The 16,822-nt window shown below is 37.5% G+C and carries 16 protein-coding genes and 1 riboswitch; of the genes, 5 read left to right on the top strand and 11 right to left on the bottom strand.

Translation table 11 applies throughout. The features are described from left to right. Positions 1–78 precede the first annotated feature (78 nt). A complete protein-coding gene (locus IEV52_RS17910; protein WP_188403827.1) occupies positions 79–357 on the bottom strand; it encodes a hypothetical protein in 279 nt (92 codons plus the stop codon). Positions 358–656: 299 nt separating this feature from the next. Next, on the bottom strand, positions 657–1,628 hold the full coding sequence (locus IEV52_RS17905) for a magnesium transporter CorA family protein (RefSeq protein ID WP_188403826.1): 972 nt from the start codon (positions 1,626–1,628) through the stop codon (positions 657–659). Between the two features lie 217 nt (positions 1,629–1,845). Continuing rightward, positions 1,846–2,008: riboswitch (M-box (ykoK) riboswitch) on the bottom strand. A gap of 308 nt (positions 2,009–2,316) precedes the next feature. Between IEV52_RS17905 and IEV52_RS17900 the strand changes: the two genes are divergently transcribed. Further along, positions 2,317–2,925 (top strand): DedA family protein, encoded by a 609-nt coding sequence (locus IEV52_RS17900; protein WP_188403825.1) that lies wholly within the window; start codon positions 2,317–2,319, stop codon positions 2,923–2,925. 158 nt (positions 2,926–3,083) lie between these two features. On the opposite strand, the gene IEV52_RS17895 is transcribed toward IEV52_RS17900, so the two are convergent. Beyond that, the gene (locus IEV52_RS17895; RefSeq protein WP_188403824.1) at positions 3,084–3,809 is read right to left on the bottom strand and encodes a MurR/RpiR family transcriptional regulator; all 726 of its coding nucleotides are present in this window, start codon (positions 3,807–3,809) and stop codon (positions 3,084–3,086) included. A gap of 260 nt (positions 3,810–4,069) precedes the next feature. Here IEV52_RS17895 and IEV52_RS17890 point away from each other — a divergent pair, with 260 nt between their 5' ends. Continuing rightward, positions 4,070–5,506 (top strand): glycoside hydrolase family 1 protein, encoded by a 1,437-nt coding sequence (locus tag IEV52_RS17890; RefSeq protein ID WP_188403823.1) that lies wholly within the window; start codon positions 4,070–4,072, stop codon positions 5,504–5,506. Between the two features lie 150 nt (positions 5,507–5,656). Here the strand turns inward: IEV52_RS17890 and IEV52_RS17885 are convergent, their stop codons facing one another. Beyond that, positions 5,657–6,517: a LysR family transcriptional regulator gene (locus tag IEV52_RS17885; protein ID WP_188403822.1), complete on the bottom strand. Its 861-nt coding sequence runs from the start codon at positions 6,515–6,517 to the stop codon at positions 5,657–5,659. Between the two features lie 125 nt (positions 6,518–6,642). Between IEV52_RS17885 and IEV52_RS17880 the strand changes: the two genes are divergently transcribed. Next, positions 6,643–7,539, top strand: a complete 897-nt coding sequence (locus IEV52_RS17880; protein WP_188403821.1) for a DMT family transporter — start codon at positions 6,643–6,645, stop codon at positions 7,537–7,539. A gap of 155 nt (positions 7,540–7,694) precedes the next feature. Here IEV52_RS17880 and IEV52_RS17875 read toward each other — a convergent pair whose 3' ends face one another. The 3 genes from IEV52_RS17875 to IEV52_RS17865 form a co-directional block, all read right to left on the bottom strand. Then, a complete protein-coding gene (locus IEV52_RS17875) occupies positions 7,695–9,095 on the bottom strand; it encodes an amino acid permease (protein WP_188403820.1) in 1,401 nt (466 codons plus the stop codon). 276 nt (positions 9,096–9,371) lie between these two features. Next, positions 9,372–10,559: a chromate transporter gene (locus tag IEV52_RS17870; RefSeq protein WP_188403819.1), complete on the bottom strand. Its 1,188-nt coding sequence runs from the start codon at positions 10,557–10,559 to the stop codon at positions 9,372–9,374. Between the two features lie 13 nt (positions 10,560–10,572). After that, positions 10,573–10,881, bottom strand: a complete 309-nt coding sequence (locus IEV52_RS17865) for a PadR family transcriptional regulator (RefSeq protein ID WP_188403818.1) — start codon at positions 10,879–10,881, stop codon at positions 10,573–10,575. Between the two features lie 254 nt (positions 10,882–11,135). Here IEV52_RS17865 and IEV52_RS17860 point away from each other — a divergent pair, with 254 nt between their 5' ends. Beyond that, positions 11,136–11,960: an STAS domain-containing protein gene (locus IEV52_RS17860; protein WP_188403817.1), complete on the top strand. Its 825-nt coding sequence runs from the start codon at positions 11,136–11,138 to the stop codon at positions 11,958–11,960. 60 nt (positions 11,961–12,020) lie between these two features. Here IEV52_RS17860 and IEV52_RS17855 read toward each other — a convergent pair whose 3' ends face one another. From IEV52_RS17855 to IEV52_RS17840, 4 genes are all read right to left on the bottom strand, one after another. Further along, positions 12,021–12,305: a hypothetical protein gene (locus IEV52_RS17855; protein WP_188403816.1), complete on the bottom strand. Its 285-nt coding sequence runs from the start codon at positions 12,303–12,305 to the stop codon at positions 12,021–12,023. 72 nt (positions 12,306–12,377) lie between these two features. After that, on the bottom strand, positions 12,378–12,956 hold the full coding sequence (locus IEV52_RS17850; RefSeq protein ID WP_188403815.1) for a 5' nucleotidase, NT5C type: 579 nt from the start codon (positions 12,954–12,956) through the stop codon (positions 12,378–12,380). A gap of 13 nt (positions 12,957–12,969) precedes the next feature. Continuing rightward, entirely contained in the window at positions 12,970–14,058 is a 1,089-nt protein-coding gene (gene ribD, locus IEV52_RS17845) for a bifunctional diaminohydroxyphosphoribosylaminopyrimidine deaminase/5-amino-6-(5-phosphoribosylamino)uracil reductase RibD (protein ID WP_188403814.1), read from the bottom strand. Then, positions 14,051–14,806, bottom strand: a complete 756-nt coding sequence (locus IEV52_RS17840) for a GTP cyclohydrolase II (protein ID WP_188403813.1) — start codon at positions 14,804–14,806, stop codon at positions 14,051–14,053. Before IEV52_RS17840 ends, ribD begins: the two co-directional genes overlap by 8 nt. A gap of 316 nt (positions 14,807–15,122) precedes the next feature. Between IEV52_RS17840 and IEV52_RS17835 the strand changes: the two genes are divergently transcribed. Further along, entirely contained in the window at positions 15,123–16,613 is a 1,491-nt protein-coding gene (locus IEV52_RS17835; RefSeq protein WP_229754337.1) for a glycosyl hydrolase family 18 protein, read from the top strand. Positions 16,614–16,822: the final 209 nt, after the last annotated feature.

Raw genomic sequence — 16,822 nt, 5'->3', positions numbered from 1 at the left:
AGGGCTTTTGAGAATACCTGTTTTTGTGAAGTTTGTCTAATAAGAAAGGACCACCTTCTGGTGGTCCTTTTTCACTGATTAAAGATTATCCTTTTCAGTAAATGAAATAGGTGAACCAGTTGAAGTATGCTGATTAACCCAGTCAAGAGATACTTTTGAAATGGCAGTCCAGTCAGGTATTTGTGTCTTATGTTGTTCAACCCAACTCATAACAAATTGCGGATCTATATTTTTTTCTTGGCATTGTGCTAAGAACGACTGAATAGTTGTTTCCGTACAATTTTGCCATGACCCACAAGTGTTTTGCCAAATATTTTTCATTTGCGTTTGAACAGAAAGATCAATTTCATTAGACATATTGGATTCCTCCACTTTTTAAGAAATGCCTTAAAAACTAACATCAATAAGTATGTCCATGGTTAAATAAAAACAATACTGTGAAATAAAAAATTCAACAATGAACAGTATGAAACTTATTTGAAGATAATCTGAAAAGAAATCAAAGGTAACTTGTGAGTTATGAGACGAAGATCGAACAGAAGTCTGTGTTGTTAACCTTTGACGGGAAGACGGTGCATCGGAAGTATCTCTAAAAATTAAACAAGTGTTTAATAGGAAAAGTAAAAAGCACGCTGCGGCGTGCTTTTCGCTGTTTTTTATAAAAGCTGATTTTTCTTAAAGTATCTCCACATTCCCCAAGTCAATATTATTAAAAATACAAAAATCACAATAGTAGATCTAGGATTATCCTGAAAGGGTAAAGGGACATTCATTCCGAAGAAGCCTGTTACAAACGTTAGAGGTAACATGATTGTAGAAATTAGTGTTAAGACATTTAGTTTTTCAGAAGACTTCGCGTTGATGATCGAATAATAAGTGTCTAACGCACTGTTTACTAAATCCCTAAAGGTTTCTGTTGAATCCACGATCCGTTCCAGATGGTCTATCAAGTCGGTATAAAAAGGAACGTTTTCTTCCCGAATATCAAATTTCCACTTGCCATCAACGGTTAAGAAGATCCGACGTTGAGGAAGGATAACTCGGCGTATTAAAATGATAGTCCTTTTTAAAGCAAGGAACTCTTCAGTTACTCCACGAACCTCTTCATCATAGATTTCATTCTCTAATTCATCAATACGGATACTGATGCGATCTAAAATAGGAAAATACTCGTCAGTGATACCGTCAATTAGAGCATATAAAAGGAAATCTGCTCCCTTGTCCATATATCTCGTATGTTTGGAACAAATGGCATCCATCTTACCCAGCCACTTTAGCTTGTGTTTATGAATGGTTACGACGTAGTTTGCACCTACAAAAACATTTAGTTCTAGGGTCGTGATTTCGTTATCACTTTCCTCGTTATAACGCAAAGCGTGAAAGACAAAAAACTTATAATCCTCGTAATTATCCACTTTTGCTCTGGGGCTGTCATGTAGACAGTCTTCTATGGCTAATGGATGGAAATCGAAAATATTAGCTACTTCTTTTAATTCCTGTATACTTAGGTCGAAAAGATCAATCCACAATAGATTGTCAGGGTTTTTTAAGTAATCCTTTGTTTTAGATAAATCAATATCAATTTTAGTTTCTTGTAACTCATGGTCATAAAAATATGTCTTAATCATACTTTCACCTCTTCTGGGATTAATCCTATGAAAGGTGTTGTATATATTCTCGGTTTTAGTTAATAGCGAGGATACAAAAAGCACCTTTGTAGCGTCATTTTAAATAAATATGAATAGTCCGAATTGGGGTCATCTGAACTCACTGTATCCTCACCTCCAATAAAAAAAGCTCCCTTTAATCAAAAAGGAGCTTCGATAGCAATATTAATACTACTACAAAGTCCCCCCATGTTGAGTTTTAGCACTGTATAGCATAGGTTTTCACCAGCTACGTTAAAAAAGACCTTAATCCGATCTTTCCTGTTGACCCATTGGCGTCTCTCGACATTTTTGGGCAGCAGCATATCTCTATACAGGAGCCTCACCTAACAGAAGACTTTATTCAACTAACCACACTATATGCCATAGGTGATAACGTGTCAATCCTCTGTTTTTGAAGGTTATGTCATTGCATTGTTTATCACACTTAGTGGATTAGTTGTCGGTTCTATTTTAAGTGTGACAAGCATTGTAAAATGGTTTAAGGAAAAACAGAGACAACGAAAAGAATTTTAAATGGTTTAGCCAAAAGCATTACCAGTAGCTTTAAATTGGTAATGCTTTTTGTATGATTATATAATCAAAATCAATAAGTTTTTATTTACATGCATATAGAGAATCTTATTTAACAGAGACAAAGGAGTTTATTATGGAGAAATGGTTAATCGATATTATGAACGAATATGGATATTGGGGAATCTTGCTATTAATAGCTTTAGAAAATATTTTTCCTCCTATACCATCAGAGATCATTTTAACCTTTGGAGGATTCATGACAAACACTTCAAACCTAAATGTCGTAGGGGTAATCTTATCAGCAACAGCAGGGTCAGTAATTGGAGCTATGATCCTTTATGGGATAGGGTTACAGCTTGATGTAAAAAGAATGGAAAAGGTTATAGACAAGTGGGGACACATACTTCGTCTGTCAAAGAATGATATTCATAAGGCTGATGCTTGGTTTGATAAATACGGTCCTTGGACAGTATTCTTTTGTCGATTTATTCCTTTAATACGTAGCTTGATTTCCATCCCTGCCGGCATGTCAAACATGAACATTGGTGTGTTTCTTCTTCTTACAACCCTAGGAACATTTATTTGGAATATTGTTCTTGTTAATTTGGGGGCTTATTTTGGAGCATCTTGGGAAGTCATTGCAGGGTATATGGACGTTTATTCTAATGTGATTTACGTTGTTCTAATCATGTTATTTTTAGTATTCATTGTTATTTATCTAAAAAAACGAATTAAATCATAAACCAGTACTGTTCACGTTTGACGGGAAGACCGGGAATCGAAAAGATCTATAAAATTAAACAAGGGTTTAATAAAAAGAAAAAAGCACGCTGGCTGGCGTGCTTTTTTGTCTTTAATATTCAATTTATGGGTAGATTTATTGGAAATCTGACCTTCTGACTAGTGATTTAGTTTATGAATTTCACGGGCCAGGGATTCTAGAATATAAACAACAGGTACTTGTGTAGTTATATTAGCTTCTTCAAAATATTCCTCCGTTACATAATAAGGAATATTTATATCAGAGATTTTTGCAATGGTTGATAGTTTATTGTTTGTAATACTGATTATTTTACTTCCTTCTTGTTTAAGAATGTTAAGATGGGTGATTGTAAAATTATTTTCACCCGAGACCGATAAGGCAATGGTTACACTATTGTTCCGAAGTTTAGAATGAATCGGAAAATGAGGGTCTTTAATATACAACGAAAATTTACCCAAACTAGAAAAATATCTCGCTCCATATTCAGCAAGAATGCCTGAGCTTCCTATTCCAATAAAAATAACGTTATCTGCATTAGTGACTATACTTGCCGCTTCCCTGGTTTTTGCTTCAATATCACCTTTTAACGTTCGGTCAAAAAATTCTACTATGGATTGTTGTGAACTTCGGACCATCGTCTTTTTTTTCTCTTTCATATGAATTTTTAGTCTTGTTTTAAATTCAGAAAAACCCTCACAATTCAGTTTCCTGCAGAAACGTAAAACGGTAGCTGTTGACACATGCGTTTCATCTGCCAGTTCACGAATCCGCATATAAGCCACTTTATCCATGTTTTGACTAATATGGTTGTATAAAGAAGTTTCTAATTCATTGAAGGAAGCGATGATTTCGTTTGAAAACATTGATTGGGATGCTCCTTTTGTAAATGTTGAACTTTATTTTAACATAGCCAATTAAAAAAGAAACATACCGTTACATTTGTGTAACAAATTCCTTCCTTTGATATAAAAAACTATAAACGCTGCACGCATTTACTTTCCTGCTAAACGCCGTTAATATTCCTTTTAGTTATTGTCCAACATGTAAAGGGAAGAGAAAAGCTATAAATTGCAACAAAAAATAAATTGTAATACCTATATGGATAATAGTTGGAGGGGTCTATATGAAGAAATATCAATTCCCTGAAGGTTTTTTATGGGGGGGAGCAACAGCTGCAAATCAAATCGAAGGTGGATTTGATGAAGGGAATAAAGGTTTAAATATTGCCGATGTTCTTCCAGGTGGGAAAGAACGGTATGAAATTTTACTGAATCCCGGTTTTGATTTTGAAATCCATCTTGATCAATACCACTATCCTAACCATGAAGCGATTGACTTCTATCATCGATATAAAGAAGATATTGCGTTGTTTGCGGAAATGGGATTCAAGGCATTCCGCATGTCAATTGCGTGGACACGAATATTTCCAAACGGTGATGAGTTAGAGGCAAATGAAGAAGGATTAGCTTTCTACGATCGTGTGTTTGATGAATTGCATAAACATGGAATTCAACCAGTCGTAACTATTTCTCATTATGAAATGCCTCTCTATTTGGTAAAAGAATATGGCGGCTGGAGAAACCGACAAGTGGTGGCATTCTTTGAACGGTATATAAAAGCTATTTTTAATCGTTATAAAAATAAGGTAAAGTACTGGATGACGTTTAATGAAATCAATAGCGGTTTGGTAATGCCAATTCAAGGACTTGGATTTTCCATTCAAAAAGAAGAGGATAAATACAAGTCTACCTTCCAGGCGTACCATCACCAATTCGTCGCAAGTGCTATTGCGGTTAAAGCATGTCATGAGATCATCCCAGACTCCAAAATAGGCTGCATGATTCTCTTTGCTCCGGTTTATTCCTATGACAGCAATCCGGAAAACATAATGTATGCCCTTCAAGAGGAACAGCTTTTCAATTACTACTGTGCAGATGTGCAAGTAAGAGGAGAGTATCCAGCCTTCATTAAGAGATACTTTAAAGAGCATAATATCGAACTGGAGATTCAAGAGGGCGATTTAGAGTTAATTAAAGAAGGCACCGTAGATTATATCGGATTTAGTTATTATATGTCCCGTACCGAGAAAAAAGTGAAGACAGATGCGGAAGCTTCACAAGGGAACCTTATTGGAGGAGTAAGAAATCCATTTTTAAAAGCAAGTGATTGGGGCTGGGAGATCGACCCAATAGGATTACGGATCAGCTTAAATAAATTATATGATCGTTACCGGAAACCGCTCTTTGTTGTGGAAAATGGATTAGGAGCTTATGACCAAGTAGAAGGAGACGGTACGATCAATGATGACTATCGAATTGACTATCTTCGTGATCACATAAAAGCAATGGGTGAGGCCATTGAAGATGGGGTTGAATTAATAGGTTATACGAGCTGGGGATGTATTGATATGGTGAGCATGTCGACAGGGGAGTTCTCCAAACGTTATGGTTATATTTATGTTGATAAACATGACGATGGCAGTGGAACTTTAGAACGCAAAAAGAAGAAGTCCTTTTTCTGGTATAAAGATGTCATCGCCACAAATGGGGAACTATTATAAAGTCCAATTGCTTCATTCAAGATGTTCACGTTTGATTCGAAGACATTCATTGAAAGTTTTTCAAAAAGGATACAAGTCTTTAATACTAATGTAAAAAAGCACGCCGAGAGCGTGCTTTTTATTGTCTTTTTAATGATCCATTTGGAATGATCAACTATATTCTCTAATGATAAAGTCGATAAAAAACCTGCTTGCTATGGGCAGCACCCGTTTATCTTTGTAAGCCAGACTGATCGTGCGTGAAAAAGAGGGAGAAATCTTTTTGGTTACAATGTGATAAGGACACCGATTTAAGACAAGTTTCGGCAGGATAGAAATACCAAGCCCTTGTTCGATCATAGACATAATCGTGTAATCGTCATGTACACGGTATTGTATATTCAGTTCAAAATTGTTTTGTTCAAAAATCGTTAGTGGTTCACTGATTTCTCCTTCATCTAATAGAATATAAGGTTCACTAATTAATTCTTTCAATGATACTTCTTGTTGATGTGCTAAATTATGGTTTTCTGGCAATACAGCAAACATCTCATCCTTTTGCAAGGGGATGGTCGTTAGGTTCGATACAGCTTTTGGATTCACGAAGCCAAAGTCTACACTGCCTTCTTTGATCCAATTAGAGATCTCTGTATAATCACCTTGATGCAATTCAAAATGAACAGCTGGGTACTGCTCTTTAAAATCTTTTATCAATCCTGGCAGCCAATGACAGGACACACTAGAAAATACACCGATTCGAATAATCCCACTCTCAAGCCCTTCCATCTCTTTGATCTTTTCTTTTAATTCCCTGTGTGAATTACAGATCTTCTTTATGTATGGCAAAAACTCCTCACCATCAGGCGTCAATGTAATACCCGTTCGGGACCGCAATATAAGAATAGTAGAGAGTTCTTCCTCTAATGAATGCACCATTTGACTGATTGCAGATTGGGTATATCCCAGTTCTTCTGCTGCTTTAGTAAAACTGCCTGTTTCTATGGCTTTGATAAAAGCATAATACGCATTCATCTAGTCTTCTCCTTTGTATTAGAGTTTCTAATAGTTCCATTATAAATATTCGTTTTATTAATGAAAAGGGAGATGATACGATTGAGCCAATCTTTAAATAACTTGAGAGGTTAGGACTTGTAACCATGACACAAAAACAAGCGAACTGGATTTTAGCATCTGTTTCTATGGGTTGGGGATTGTCTTATATTTTTATGAAACTCTGTATAGGTACGATCCCAGCCTTAACCATTGTGGCATTACGATTTGGAATAGCTTTTATGGTAATGATGTTCATTTTCCGTAAAAAAGTATTTCGTGTAGATGCTAAAACATTGAAATACAGTTCAATTGTTGGAATTCTATTATGGGGGATCTTCATTACCCTCATGTATGGTATGAAACATACAACTGCTTCATCAGCAGGATTTTTGACGAGTACTACGGTTATCTTAGTTCCGATTTTACAGATCATCATCACCAGAAGACTACCTAGCAAAAGAATAATTGTGGGGGTTGTGATTGTTTCTTTAGGCTTAGCTCTGCTTACCATCGGGGAAGACTTCGATCTTGCATATGGATCGCTGTTTTGTTTGGTCGCTGCCTTCTTGTATGCGGTACACATCATCTTAACAAACCGCTTTGTCCGAGAAGTTGATACCTTACAGCTAGGGGTTTATCAACTCGGCTTTGCCGCCATGTTTGCCGCCGTTGGAACATTTCTTTTTGAAAAACCTGTGTTGCCTCAGGGAGCGGTTCATTGGATTTCGATACTCGGACTCGCTCTCATCTGCTCTGCATATGGATTTGTGATGCAGCCAATTGCTCAAAAATACACCACGCCTGAAAACACTGGTTTTCTCTTTTCACTCGAGCCGATTTTTTCAGCGATTTTTGCATTCATCATCTTGCATGAAAATATGGGGCTAAAAGGGTATGCGGGTGCGGTAATCATATTATGGGGTGTATTTACAGCAAATTCTACATTTAGAGTGCGACAGGGAATGAGAGTCAGGAGAGAAAACAGCAGCATCGTACAATAGCTGATAAAAGAGTTAGCAAAAGCGGGTGCTGCGGATGATTTTAACTTGCTAGTACGCAGGTGCTTTACCAGAAGCCAAGGCAAATAAAGTAAGGTTTAAAAAAACTGACACCATAAGGTCACGATACGTGTCCTCTGATGTCAGCTTCTTTTTTATTATACTGCTTTTTTCTCGGTAGCTTGTCCAACTTCCACCATTCTCTTTTTGCCAGCAAAATGGTAATAAAGATAACAGGCGATGAGGAAAGGAACACCGCAATAGAGTGATATTCTTTGCTCAGGTATGAAGGCTAAGCTGACAATTACAATAAGATTACATACAATCGCAAGAATAGGTACTAATGGATAAAGCGGGGTTCTGTACTTCAAATCTTCTGCCCTTCCGCCTGCAGCCATATACTTTCTTCTCGCAAGAAGATTTGATACTGCAATGGATAACCATGTAAATACTGCACCAAACCCAGCAATAGATAATAGCCATAAGTAAACTGTTTCCTCTGCGAAAATTCCGCTTAGTAATGACAAGCAGCCTACTCCTAAACTTACAATAAGCGCAACCATTGGGACGCCTCTTTTATTGAGCTTGCCAAATACAGGATTAATCATTCCCTGATTAGACATCGACCAAAGCATGCGTGAAGTAGCATACAGGCCTGAGTTTGCTACTGATAATACAGCGGTTATAATAACTAAATTCATAATATCTGCTGCATAAGGGATGCCGATTCCTTCAAATACTTCAACGAACGGACTTTCCACTGCATTGGCTTTTTCCCATGGAAATAGAGCTGCTAGTATAAAAATCGATAAGATGAAAAAGACTAGGATTCTCCATACGGTGCTGTTAATCGCTTTTGGTATCGCTTTTTCCGGGTCTTTACTCTCGCCAGCAGCTATACCGACAAGCTCAGTACCTTGAAATGAAAAGTTAACGGCAATCATCGTTACTACAATTGCACCAAAACCATTCGGGAAGAGTCCGCCATGATCGGTAAAGTTAGACAAGAATGGTGCAGGCTGACCGTCAACTTGCAGGAAACCAAATACGACAGCTCCGCCAAGCAAGATAAATGCAATAATAGTAATGACCTTGATTCCGGCAAACCAAAATTCTACTTCTCCAAAGCTTTTAGTGGAAAGTGCATTAATGAAAAATAAAAACAGTGTAAACACAACACACCAGACCCATGTAGAGACATCTGGGAACCATCGTTTCATTAACAAACTTACAGTTATTAGCTCTAAACCTATTGTTACGGACCAGTTTAACCATGACATCCATCCAACCACATAACCTGCTGATGGGGAGATAAACTTTGTCGCATATGTTTGATAAGAACCAGCATCAGGCACTCTGACAGCCAATTCACCAAGACAAAGCATAGTTAAATACATAACAAACCCGCCCCATAAATAAGCAGCTAAGGCTCCGCCGGGTCCTGCTTCATGTATGGTGTACCCAGAACTCATAAATAATCCTGTGCCGATTACCCCGCCAAGTGCAATCATTAAAATGTGCCGGCTCTTTAGTTCTCTCTTTAATGTGTTGTTACCCATAAAAATCCTCCTGTGTAAGATCTCCAAAGATGTAAGCGCTTTACAAAACAAAAAAATAAAAAAGCACTACTATGTAATACTTTACTTCTGAAAAATGAGATTTCTATCGTTATTTTCAGACAATTACCACGATATCTTATTTTTTGTTAATTTACAAGTTGAAAAAAAAGACAAAAAATTAAAAGAGGATCAATGTTGTGCCAAGGATGATATTTATAAATAAAAAAGAAACTGCCAACGAAAATGCAGTTTCTTTTTATCTTTTTAAACAGTTGTTTAAATGAGTGTTCTTAAAAATCCGCCTAAAGCACCTGTTACTACGATTACCCAAGGGGGAAGTTTCCAATAGACCAACATGCTAAATAGAACAGCAGCAAAAGCGAAATCAAGAGGTGTTAAAATAGTACTCGTCCAGATAGGCTTGTAAAACGCAGAAATTAAAATTCCAACAACTGCCGCGTTTACCCCCATTAGGGCACCTTTGATCTTTGGATTGCATCGCAGTATGTTCCAAAACGGAAGGGCACCAAGAATTAATAGAAATGCTGGTAAGAATATAGCAAAGGTTGCTAATAACCCGCCTTGCCATCCATTCATAACCGCTCCAATATACGCAGCAAAAGTAAACAATGGGCCAGGAACAGCTTGTGCAGCACCATAGCCAGCTAGGAAAGCTTCTTCACTTATCCAGTCTGTCGGTACAAATTCACGTTCTAATAAAGGAAGTACAACATGGCCTCCACCAAATACTAATGACCCTGAGCGGTAAAAGCTATCAAAGATAGCAATCCAGCTGATTGAAGTGGTTTCTCTTAAGATAGGTAAAATGAGAAGTAGTGTAAAGAATATGGCTAAACAAATGACAGCAAACTTTTTAGAGACAGGAAATTCGAAATTACTGTCTTCACTGCCTGCTTGCTCACGGTACAAAAGAAATCCTAAGATCCCGGCTAACACAATCACCCCAACTTGTGTAAAGGCAGTTTGCCACAGCAAAGTTCCAACCAGCGCAAATAAAGCGATTGTTTTTCTTTTTAAGTCAGGTGTTAATTTTTCAGCCATCCCTAAAATAGCATGAGCTACAACAGCAACTGCAACAATCTTTAATCCATGGATCCAGCTAAGATCGGCAACATTCAAACCTTGGAGAATGAGCGCAAATACAATAAGTGCGAGGACAGAAGGAAGGGAAAATCCGATAAAGGATACAATACCTCCTAATACGCCACCCCGCATGACGCCAATACCAATTCCCACTTGACTGCTCGCTGGTCCGGGCAGGAACTGACATAAAGCAACTAGGTCCGCATAGTTTTTTTCATCCATCCATTTTCTTTTTCTTACATACTCTTCATGAAAGTATCCCAAATGAGCGATAGGACCTCCAAAGGAAGTAAACCCTAGTCTAGTTGAGACTAGAAGAATCTCTAATAATGTCTTAAAACGGTTGCCTTCAGAATTCAATGTGTTTCACCTCTTAATCCTTTATTTCTTTAAATAGTTCATATGCTTTATTTCTTGCTTCATTTAGAACCATTTTTCCTTTATCTGTTGAAGAGTAGTACTTTCTTATTTTACCCTCAACCTTTATAACTTCTTTAATTAGAAGACCATCCTTTTCCATGCTGTGAAGAATCGGATAGAGTGTACCTGTACTGATGCTATAACCATGTTCTCTAAGCTCTTCTAACATCCAAACTCCGTAGATCGGTTGTTCTTGTGCATGGTGCAGAATATGAATTTGAATAAATCCGAGAAAAAGTTTTCGTAACACTTTCTCTTCCATAGCGCCACCACCTAAAGTTGATGTGCAATATCGAAGTACTATATCGGTTTTCGATATCAAAATAACATGTGTATCTATACGTTTTCAACTCTTGCCTAAAAGGTTTACAAAATCTTTAAAATTCATTTCGCTGAGTCACCAGAAAACGTATTCTCCTTTATTATTTTCACAATAAAGACAGTTACTGGGTTTTAGTGATACAATAATAGAAGGTATTATATTAATACTATTTTCCTTGATCTGGAGTGATTAGATTGAAATCAACATTAACGGTTGCTAATTACCTAAAAGAAAACGCTGAACTTCTAGCTAATAAAATCGTTGATGATATTATTAATAAGTTTGGTTTTCAAGTAAGTGAAGCAGAGATTCATCAAGCCAAAAAAGTATATGCTGAGTTTTTTGCATTTTTGAGCGATTCTATATATTGTGAAGAGGGTTCTGTACCAGAAAAACTATTAGAATGGAGCCGAGCAAACGGTGAGCAAGCCGCAGCCAAACATCACCAGATTTCTGACATCCTGATTCGCTACCCAGACACGAGAATGGTTTTTGCAGATTTTATTATGACGATTAGTTTAGAACACAATCTTTCAACGGAAGAAGTCGTATTGATTCTAAAACGCGTTCACCATATGCTCGATGTCAGCATGAATGAAACAGTGCTTGCTTTTGAGCGGCGTTCTGAAGAGATCTTATTAAAAACGAGAAAAGAGCTTCGTGAATTATCAACACCTGTTGTCCCAATCGAAAATGGACTTGCTGTTTTACCATTAATCGGCTCAATTGATGCAGATCGAACAGAGCATCTTATGAATAACGTGCTTCCCAAGATTCCTGATTTACAAATTGAATGCCTGATAATGGATTTTTCAGGTATTGTAACCATTGACACGGAAGTAGCATCACATATATTTAATGTTTATCGTGTTTTAGGGTTATTAGGCATCGATGTTTTAGTAACAGGTCTACGTCCGGAGTTGGCGATTAGTGCTGTTTCAGAAGGAATCAATTTTTCTTCTATCAAAACCTTTGCTAATGTAAAACAAGCAATAGAAAGCATAAAAGAAAAAAACTAGCCTGGGCAATATGCCGGCTAGTTTTTATTTTACAAAAAAAGTGCAGACACTACCTTCACTTTACTTTGCTTTATCAGCGATATATCGTATAAATCCTTCTCTATGCCCGACATGATCTATAATTTTCCGAACATAATACGCGTCTTTTAATAATCCATTTTGTTTTTCAAGCTCAATCCATATTTTTAGATCGGGATCATTTATCATATCTGTGTACCATTCTTGATTTTCTAATTCTGCCCACAAATCCTGGATATCAGGGTCTTTAATCTTCAAAACATGTTTCTGTATAATCTCTATGACAAATCCTGCTGTAAGTAAACTAAGCAATAAGAATAGCAACATTATTAGTCTAGCCTCCGTTCTTACTAAAATACCAGATACCGAACATAAAAAATAGCACGCTGCAACAGCGCACTACTTTTTGTTCTCATATTCACGTATGATTTCCTTTAACTCAGACCAGTTTGTAAGACGCGGCATCTCTAAGTGCTTGTTGTAGCTCTGATCTCTAACGTACAGCTGAACAGTTTCACCTGTAAGGGTATCAAGAACGTTGGGCTTGTCATCGAAGTAAAAATCAAGATTTAAGTCTTTTATCGTATGAATCTTTTCTTCATCTTTCATGCCACAGAAGAATCGTCCTTCTTGAACAGGGAACCCTGCTTCTTCTACCCATTTCTTCGTCTCTTCACAATGTTTAGCAGGTCGAGCTGTGATGTAGTAAATTTCGTGACCTTGCTTATCAAGCTCCTTTAAAACTTCAATCGCATCCGGATAAGCAGGACAATCCGTGAAATAGATTTCCTCCATAGAATCTAGCCAGAGCTGATTACCTTCTTTTGTAGTGAGTCCGAATGGCTCATGAATCTCTAATGTTTCAATAGTGTGAAAAACGTCTAAAGGAACATTCTTTTTTAGTTTTTTATTATAAATATGAAAAGCGTGTTCTCGTAAATTAATCAATGTATCATCAATATCAAAACCAAATCTCATTTTATATAACCTCTTATTCATATTTAGGGTAACTGGTGAACTTAAAATCCGGCCCTATTTGTGTAACTTTCATATTCTCTAGTCGAATGGCATCCGCCATTAATTCGATTCCTTTACCGCCAAAAAAGGAAGGGGAAGTTTGTCCGCCTATTAACTTCGGTGCCATATAAAAAACAGCTTTATCAACGAGTTTATTCTCTAAGAATGCAGCATTTATAGAGCCACCGCCTTCAATTAAGAGAGAAGAAATCAGGTTATCACCTAATACTCTTAGGACTTCCTTTGGGCTTACTCGTGACTCCCCGGCAATAAATACTTTGACACCGTGTTCTTCAAGCTGAACTTTCTTTTGGTGATCATGGTTTTCGGAAGTAAAAACCCATGTATCCGCCTGGTTATCCGTAACGACCTTTGAATGTAAAGGAATCTTTAAAGTTGAGTCCATGATGATACGAAGGGGATTACGCCCATTCGGTATCCTGGTAGTAAGTTCAGGATCATCATGAATGACTGTATTTACACCAACGAGAATGGCCTGGTTTTCGTTTCTTAGTTTATGAACGTCATTTCGAGCTTCTGGTGACGTTATCCATTTGCTGTTGTTTGTATGACTCGCGATTTTGCCATCGAGAGTAATCCCTGATTTTAAAGTAACGAAAGGTGTTTTTTCAACGATAAACTTATTAAAAACTTCGTTCATTTCTTGTGATTGTTCTTGAAGGATACCTGCCTCAACTTCAATTCCTGCATCCTTTAAAATTTGAACACCCCGGCCTGATACAAGCGGATTAGGATCGAGTGCTGCAATGACGGCCTTTTTGATCCCGGCTTCAACGATTGCTACAGCACAAGGCCCTGTTCTTCCGTGATGGGAGCAGGGCTCAAGTGTCACATAAATGGTGCCACCCTTGGCCTTCTCACCAGCCATTCTAATTGCATGAATCTCTGCATGCGGCTCACCGGCTTTAAGGTGAGTGCCGATTCCAACGATCCGGTTATCATTAACGATAACAGACCCAACTAATGGGTTTGGGTCTGTTTGGCCTTTCATTGCTTTTGCATTGTTCAAAGCTAACTGCATGTAAAACTCATGACTACTCATTCGTAAATACTCCTTCGTCTAAGTGGCCTGAGCGGTTTATTTTGGTTTGTAAATATTTCTCATTGAATTCAGAAACATCACCCCAGATCGGAGCTCTTGCTGAAACAGAAAGCCCTGCATGGTGTAGTGCTTCTAATTTTTTTGGGTTATTTGTAATGAGTGTAACAGGTTTTGAACGCAAAACTTTCAATACTTCAATCGCATCTTCATAGTTACGAGAATCATCTACAAAACCAAGACTTTCGTTTGCTTCAACTGTGTCTTGTCCATTTTCCTGCAGGAGATATGCCATTGCTTTACTGAATAGGCCAATGCCGCGTCCTTCATGGTTCGCTAAGTAAAAGAGCGCACCTGTTCCATGGTCCACGATCATTTTCATGGACTGTTTAAGTTGATATCCACAGTCACAGCGCTTGCTGCCGAATATATCTCCAGTGTGACAGATTGAATGCATACGGATGAGTGCTTCATCATTGTATTCAAAATCTCCATAAACTAAGACGCTGGATTGCTGATATTCAGCTAGATTAGCTGAAGAGAGTTTATTGATTACTTCTACAAAGTTATCTGTTTGCTCGCAGCCTTCCAGCCAGCAATACCAGTTAAAGACAACTGTTTCTCCATATAGATTAACCGGCAGACGAATCGGTCCAACTAAATAGATAGCACCTTCGTCTTTTTTGATCAGTTGTATTTTATCTTCAAGGATTGAAAGGACTTTTTCATTTAAATGATTGCTTCGTATCATTGTTAATACCCCTTTATCGATCTTAAATTTACTTAAGATTAGTGTATGGAATATGTTTATTTTATACTAGTTAAACCCATTAAAAGTAGTGTTTTGCTCTCATTGGAAAAAAAATCCGTTCTTTTATTAAATTAATTGTTGTGGAATTGTCCTACATATTATGAAAAACCTCCATAAACGCCTGTATGTTCGTCCATCTGAACAAAAATAGACACGTGACCACAGGAATAATAATTTCCACTAAGTCCCTGTTCAGTTCCCTATCCGCACCATGTACCCTAGAAAATAGAGAAAAAGGGTCATTTGGAGGGGAACAGTGTATAGATTTGTTTTTATTATGGCAATGATGCTTCTATTTGTCTGTCAATCAAAACAGACGTATGGTGCAGGGGCGATTTCAGTTGGTACAGTTTCAGTAAATAAGACTTCAGTTCTTACATCGCCGCATTCTTATTCAAAGGTTGTAGGAACGCTGAGTCAAAGTGAAGCGTATCCGGTGCTTAACAGCAGAGAAGCTCCAGAGGGGAAAAGGATTCATACTGTTTCAACAGGAGATACTCTATATTTAGTAGCACGGCATTATGGTGTAAGAGCAGATGAACTAAAGAAGATTAATCATGTTATTGGGTCACGATTATATGTAGGGCAGCAGCTGATCATTCCGCAAGAGTTCGTGAATCACACTATTCAGAAGACAGATTCACTCTGGAAAATAGCAAGAGCGCACCATGTTTCCATGGAAAGTCTTATAAATCATAACGAGTTAAACGCAATTGTACTGCGACCAGGCACTTATCTAAAGATTCCTGAAGGGTATTTCCTGCTTCAATTATTAGGAAATAAAACAGGTTGGGTTCAGAAGTCAAACCTAGAAGTAAAAAATGTGAATCGTTTCAATCTTGGCTGGAAATACAACGGGACCCGTGATATGTATCAAAAACAGCTGCACATTTCAGGATTAGATGTAGTATCACCCAGATGGTTCACGTTGAGTAATAAAGAACTGGTTAGTATAGATGAAGATAAGGACTATGCGGCTGCAGCAGCAAAAGCTGGCAAACAAGTTTGGCCATTATTCGGGAACAAGTTTGATCCTGAGCTTACAGACGATGTTCTTTCAGATTTAGGAAACCGCCAGAAAGTTATTCAAACAATAAAAACATCTTTAATTCAAACGAAGAGCCAGGGAATTAATGTTGATTTTGAAAATATTGATCCAAAGAATAAACAAGATTACGTGCTCTTTATACAAGAATTAAAGGAAGCACTACGCCCATCGGGACTTGTCGTATCCGTTGATGTTAGCAGGGAGAACGCCGATCCATTCTGGTCTGGCAGCCTTGATCGGAAAGGTCTGGGACAGGCAGCTGATTATGTCATCATGATGGGATATGATGAACATTGGGCAAGTTCTCCGAAAGCAGGATCAGTTGCATCCTTGCCGTGGACCCGTGTAGGCATTCAGTTATTAATGAACGAAGTACCTGCACATAAAATCATTCTGGGTGTACCTTTTTATACAAGAGAGTGGATTACAGATTTAAACGGTAAGGTTAGAAGTATAGACAGAACCATTATAGAGACAGAGAAGGTAGTTCAAGAAAAAGGATTAACGAAAAAGTGGGATTCTGAAACTTTTCAAAATTATGTAGAATTTACGGAGAACGGCGAAAAGCATCAGATCTGGCTTGAAGACGAGACGTCATTGAACCTTCGTTATGATCTAGTAAAAGACTATAATCTTCGAGGAACAGCTGCCTGGTACGTAGGCGGGGCACCTGAGGAAATTTGGCAGAATCTAAAATAAAACAAAACAGCTAGCCTTATGTAAAGGGCTAGCTGTCTTTATAGAAGTTTACTTAGAAGTATAGCTAGAATTCCTATAAATGCTAAACTATAATTATGAACAAGGTGATTTTTTTCAAATGAGCTGATTTCTTTGAATAACAATGATTTTCTTGCCTTTTCTTAGTAATAGTAGAAAAATACATTTATTAGGTTAAAAAAGATAAAGGG

It is taken from the genome of Fictibacillus barbaricus, from assembly GCF_014635025.1.
GTDB classification, from domain to species: Bacteria; Bacillota; Bacilli; order Bacillales; family Fictibacillaceae; genus Fictibacillus; species Fictibacillus barbaricus.
This window is presented reverse-complemented; position numbering and strand designations above follow the sequence as displayed.

What these genes read in the sequence shown, in the direction of transcription:
- IEV52_RS17855 (WP_188403816.1), bottom strand. Translation starts at nt 12,305, where the DNA reads ATGTTGCTATTCTTATTGCTTAGTTTACTTACAGCAGGATTTGTCATA.
- IEV52_RS17905 (WP_188403826.1), bottom strand. Translation starts at nt 1,628, where the DNA reads ATGATTAAGACATATTTTTATGACCATGAGTTACAAGAAACTAAAATT.
- IEV52_RS17875 (WP_188403820.1), bottom strand. Translation starts at nt 9,095, where the DNA reads ATGGGTAACAACACATTAAAGAGAGAACTAAAGAGCCGGCACATTTTA.
- IEV52_RS17885 (WP_188403822.1), bottom strand. Translation starts at nt 6,517, where the DNA reads ATGAATGCGTATTATGCTTTTATCAAAGCCATAGAAACAGGCAGTTTT.
- IEV52_RS17880 (WP_188403821.1), top strand. Translation starts at nt 6,643, where the DNA reads ATGACACAAAAACAAGCGAACTGGATTTTAGCATCTGTTTCTATGGGT.
- IEV52_RS17910 (WP_188403827.1), bottom strand. Translation starts at nt 357, where the DNA reads ATGTCTAATGAAATTGATCTTTCTGTTCAAACGCAAATGAAAAATATT.
- IEV52_RS17850 (WP_188403815.1), bottom strand. Translation starts at nt 12,956, where the DNA reads ATGAGATTTGGTTTTGATATTGATGATACATTGATTAATTTACGAGAA.
- IEV52_RS17890 (WP_188403823.1), top strand. Translation starts at nt 4,070, where the DNA reads ATGAAGAAATATCAATTCCCTGAAGGTTTTTTATGGGGGGGAGCAACA.
- IEV52_RS17900 (WP_188403825.1), top strand. Translation starts at nt 2,317, where the DNA reads ATGGAGAAATGGTTAATCGATATTATGAACGAATATGGATATTGGGGA.
- IEV52_RS17895 (WP_188403824.1), bottom strand. Translation starts at nt 3,809, where the DNA reads ATGTTTTCAAACGAAATCATCGCTTCCTTCAATGAATTAGAAACTTCT.
- ribD (WP_188403814.1), bottom strand. Translation starts at nt 14,058, where the DNA reads ATGAGTAGTCATGAGTTTTACATGCAGTTAGCTTTGAACAATGCAAAA.
- IEV52_RS17840 (WP_188403813.1), bottom strand. Translation starts at nt 14,806, where the DNA reads ATGATACGAAGCAATCATTTAAATGAAAAAGTCCTTTCAATCCTTGAA.
- IEV52_RS17865 (WP_188403818.1), bottom strand. Translation starts at nt 10,881, where the DNA reads ATGGAAGAGAAAGTGTTACGAAAACTTTTTCTCGGATTTATTCAAATT.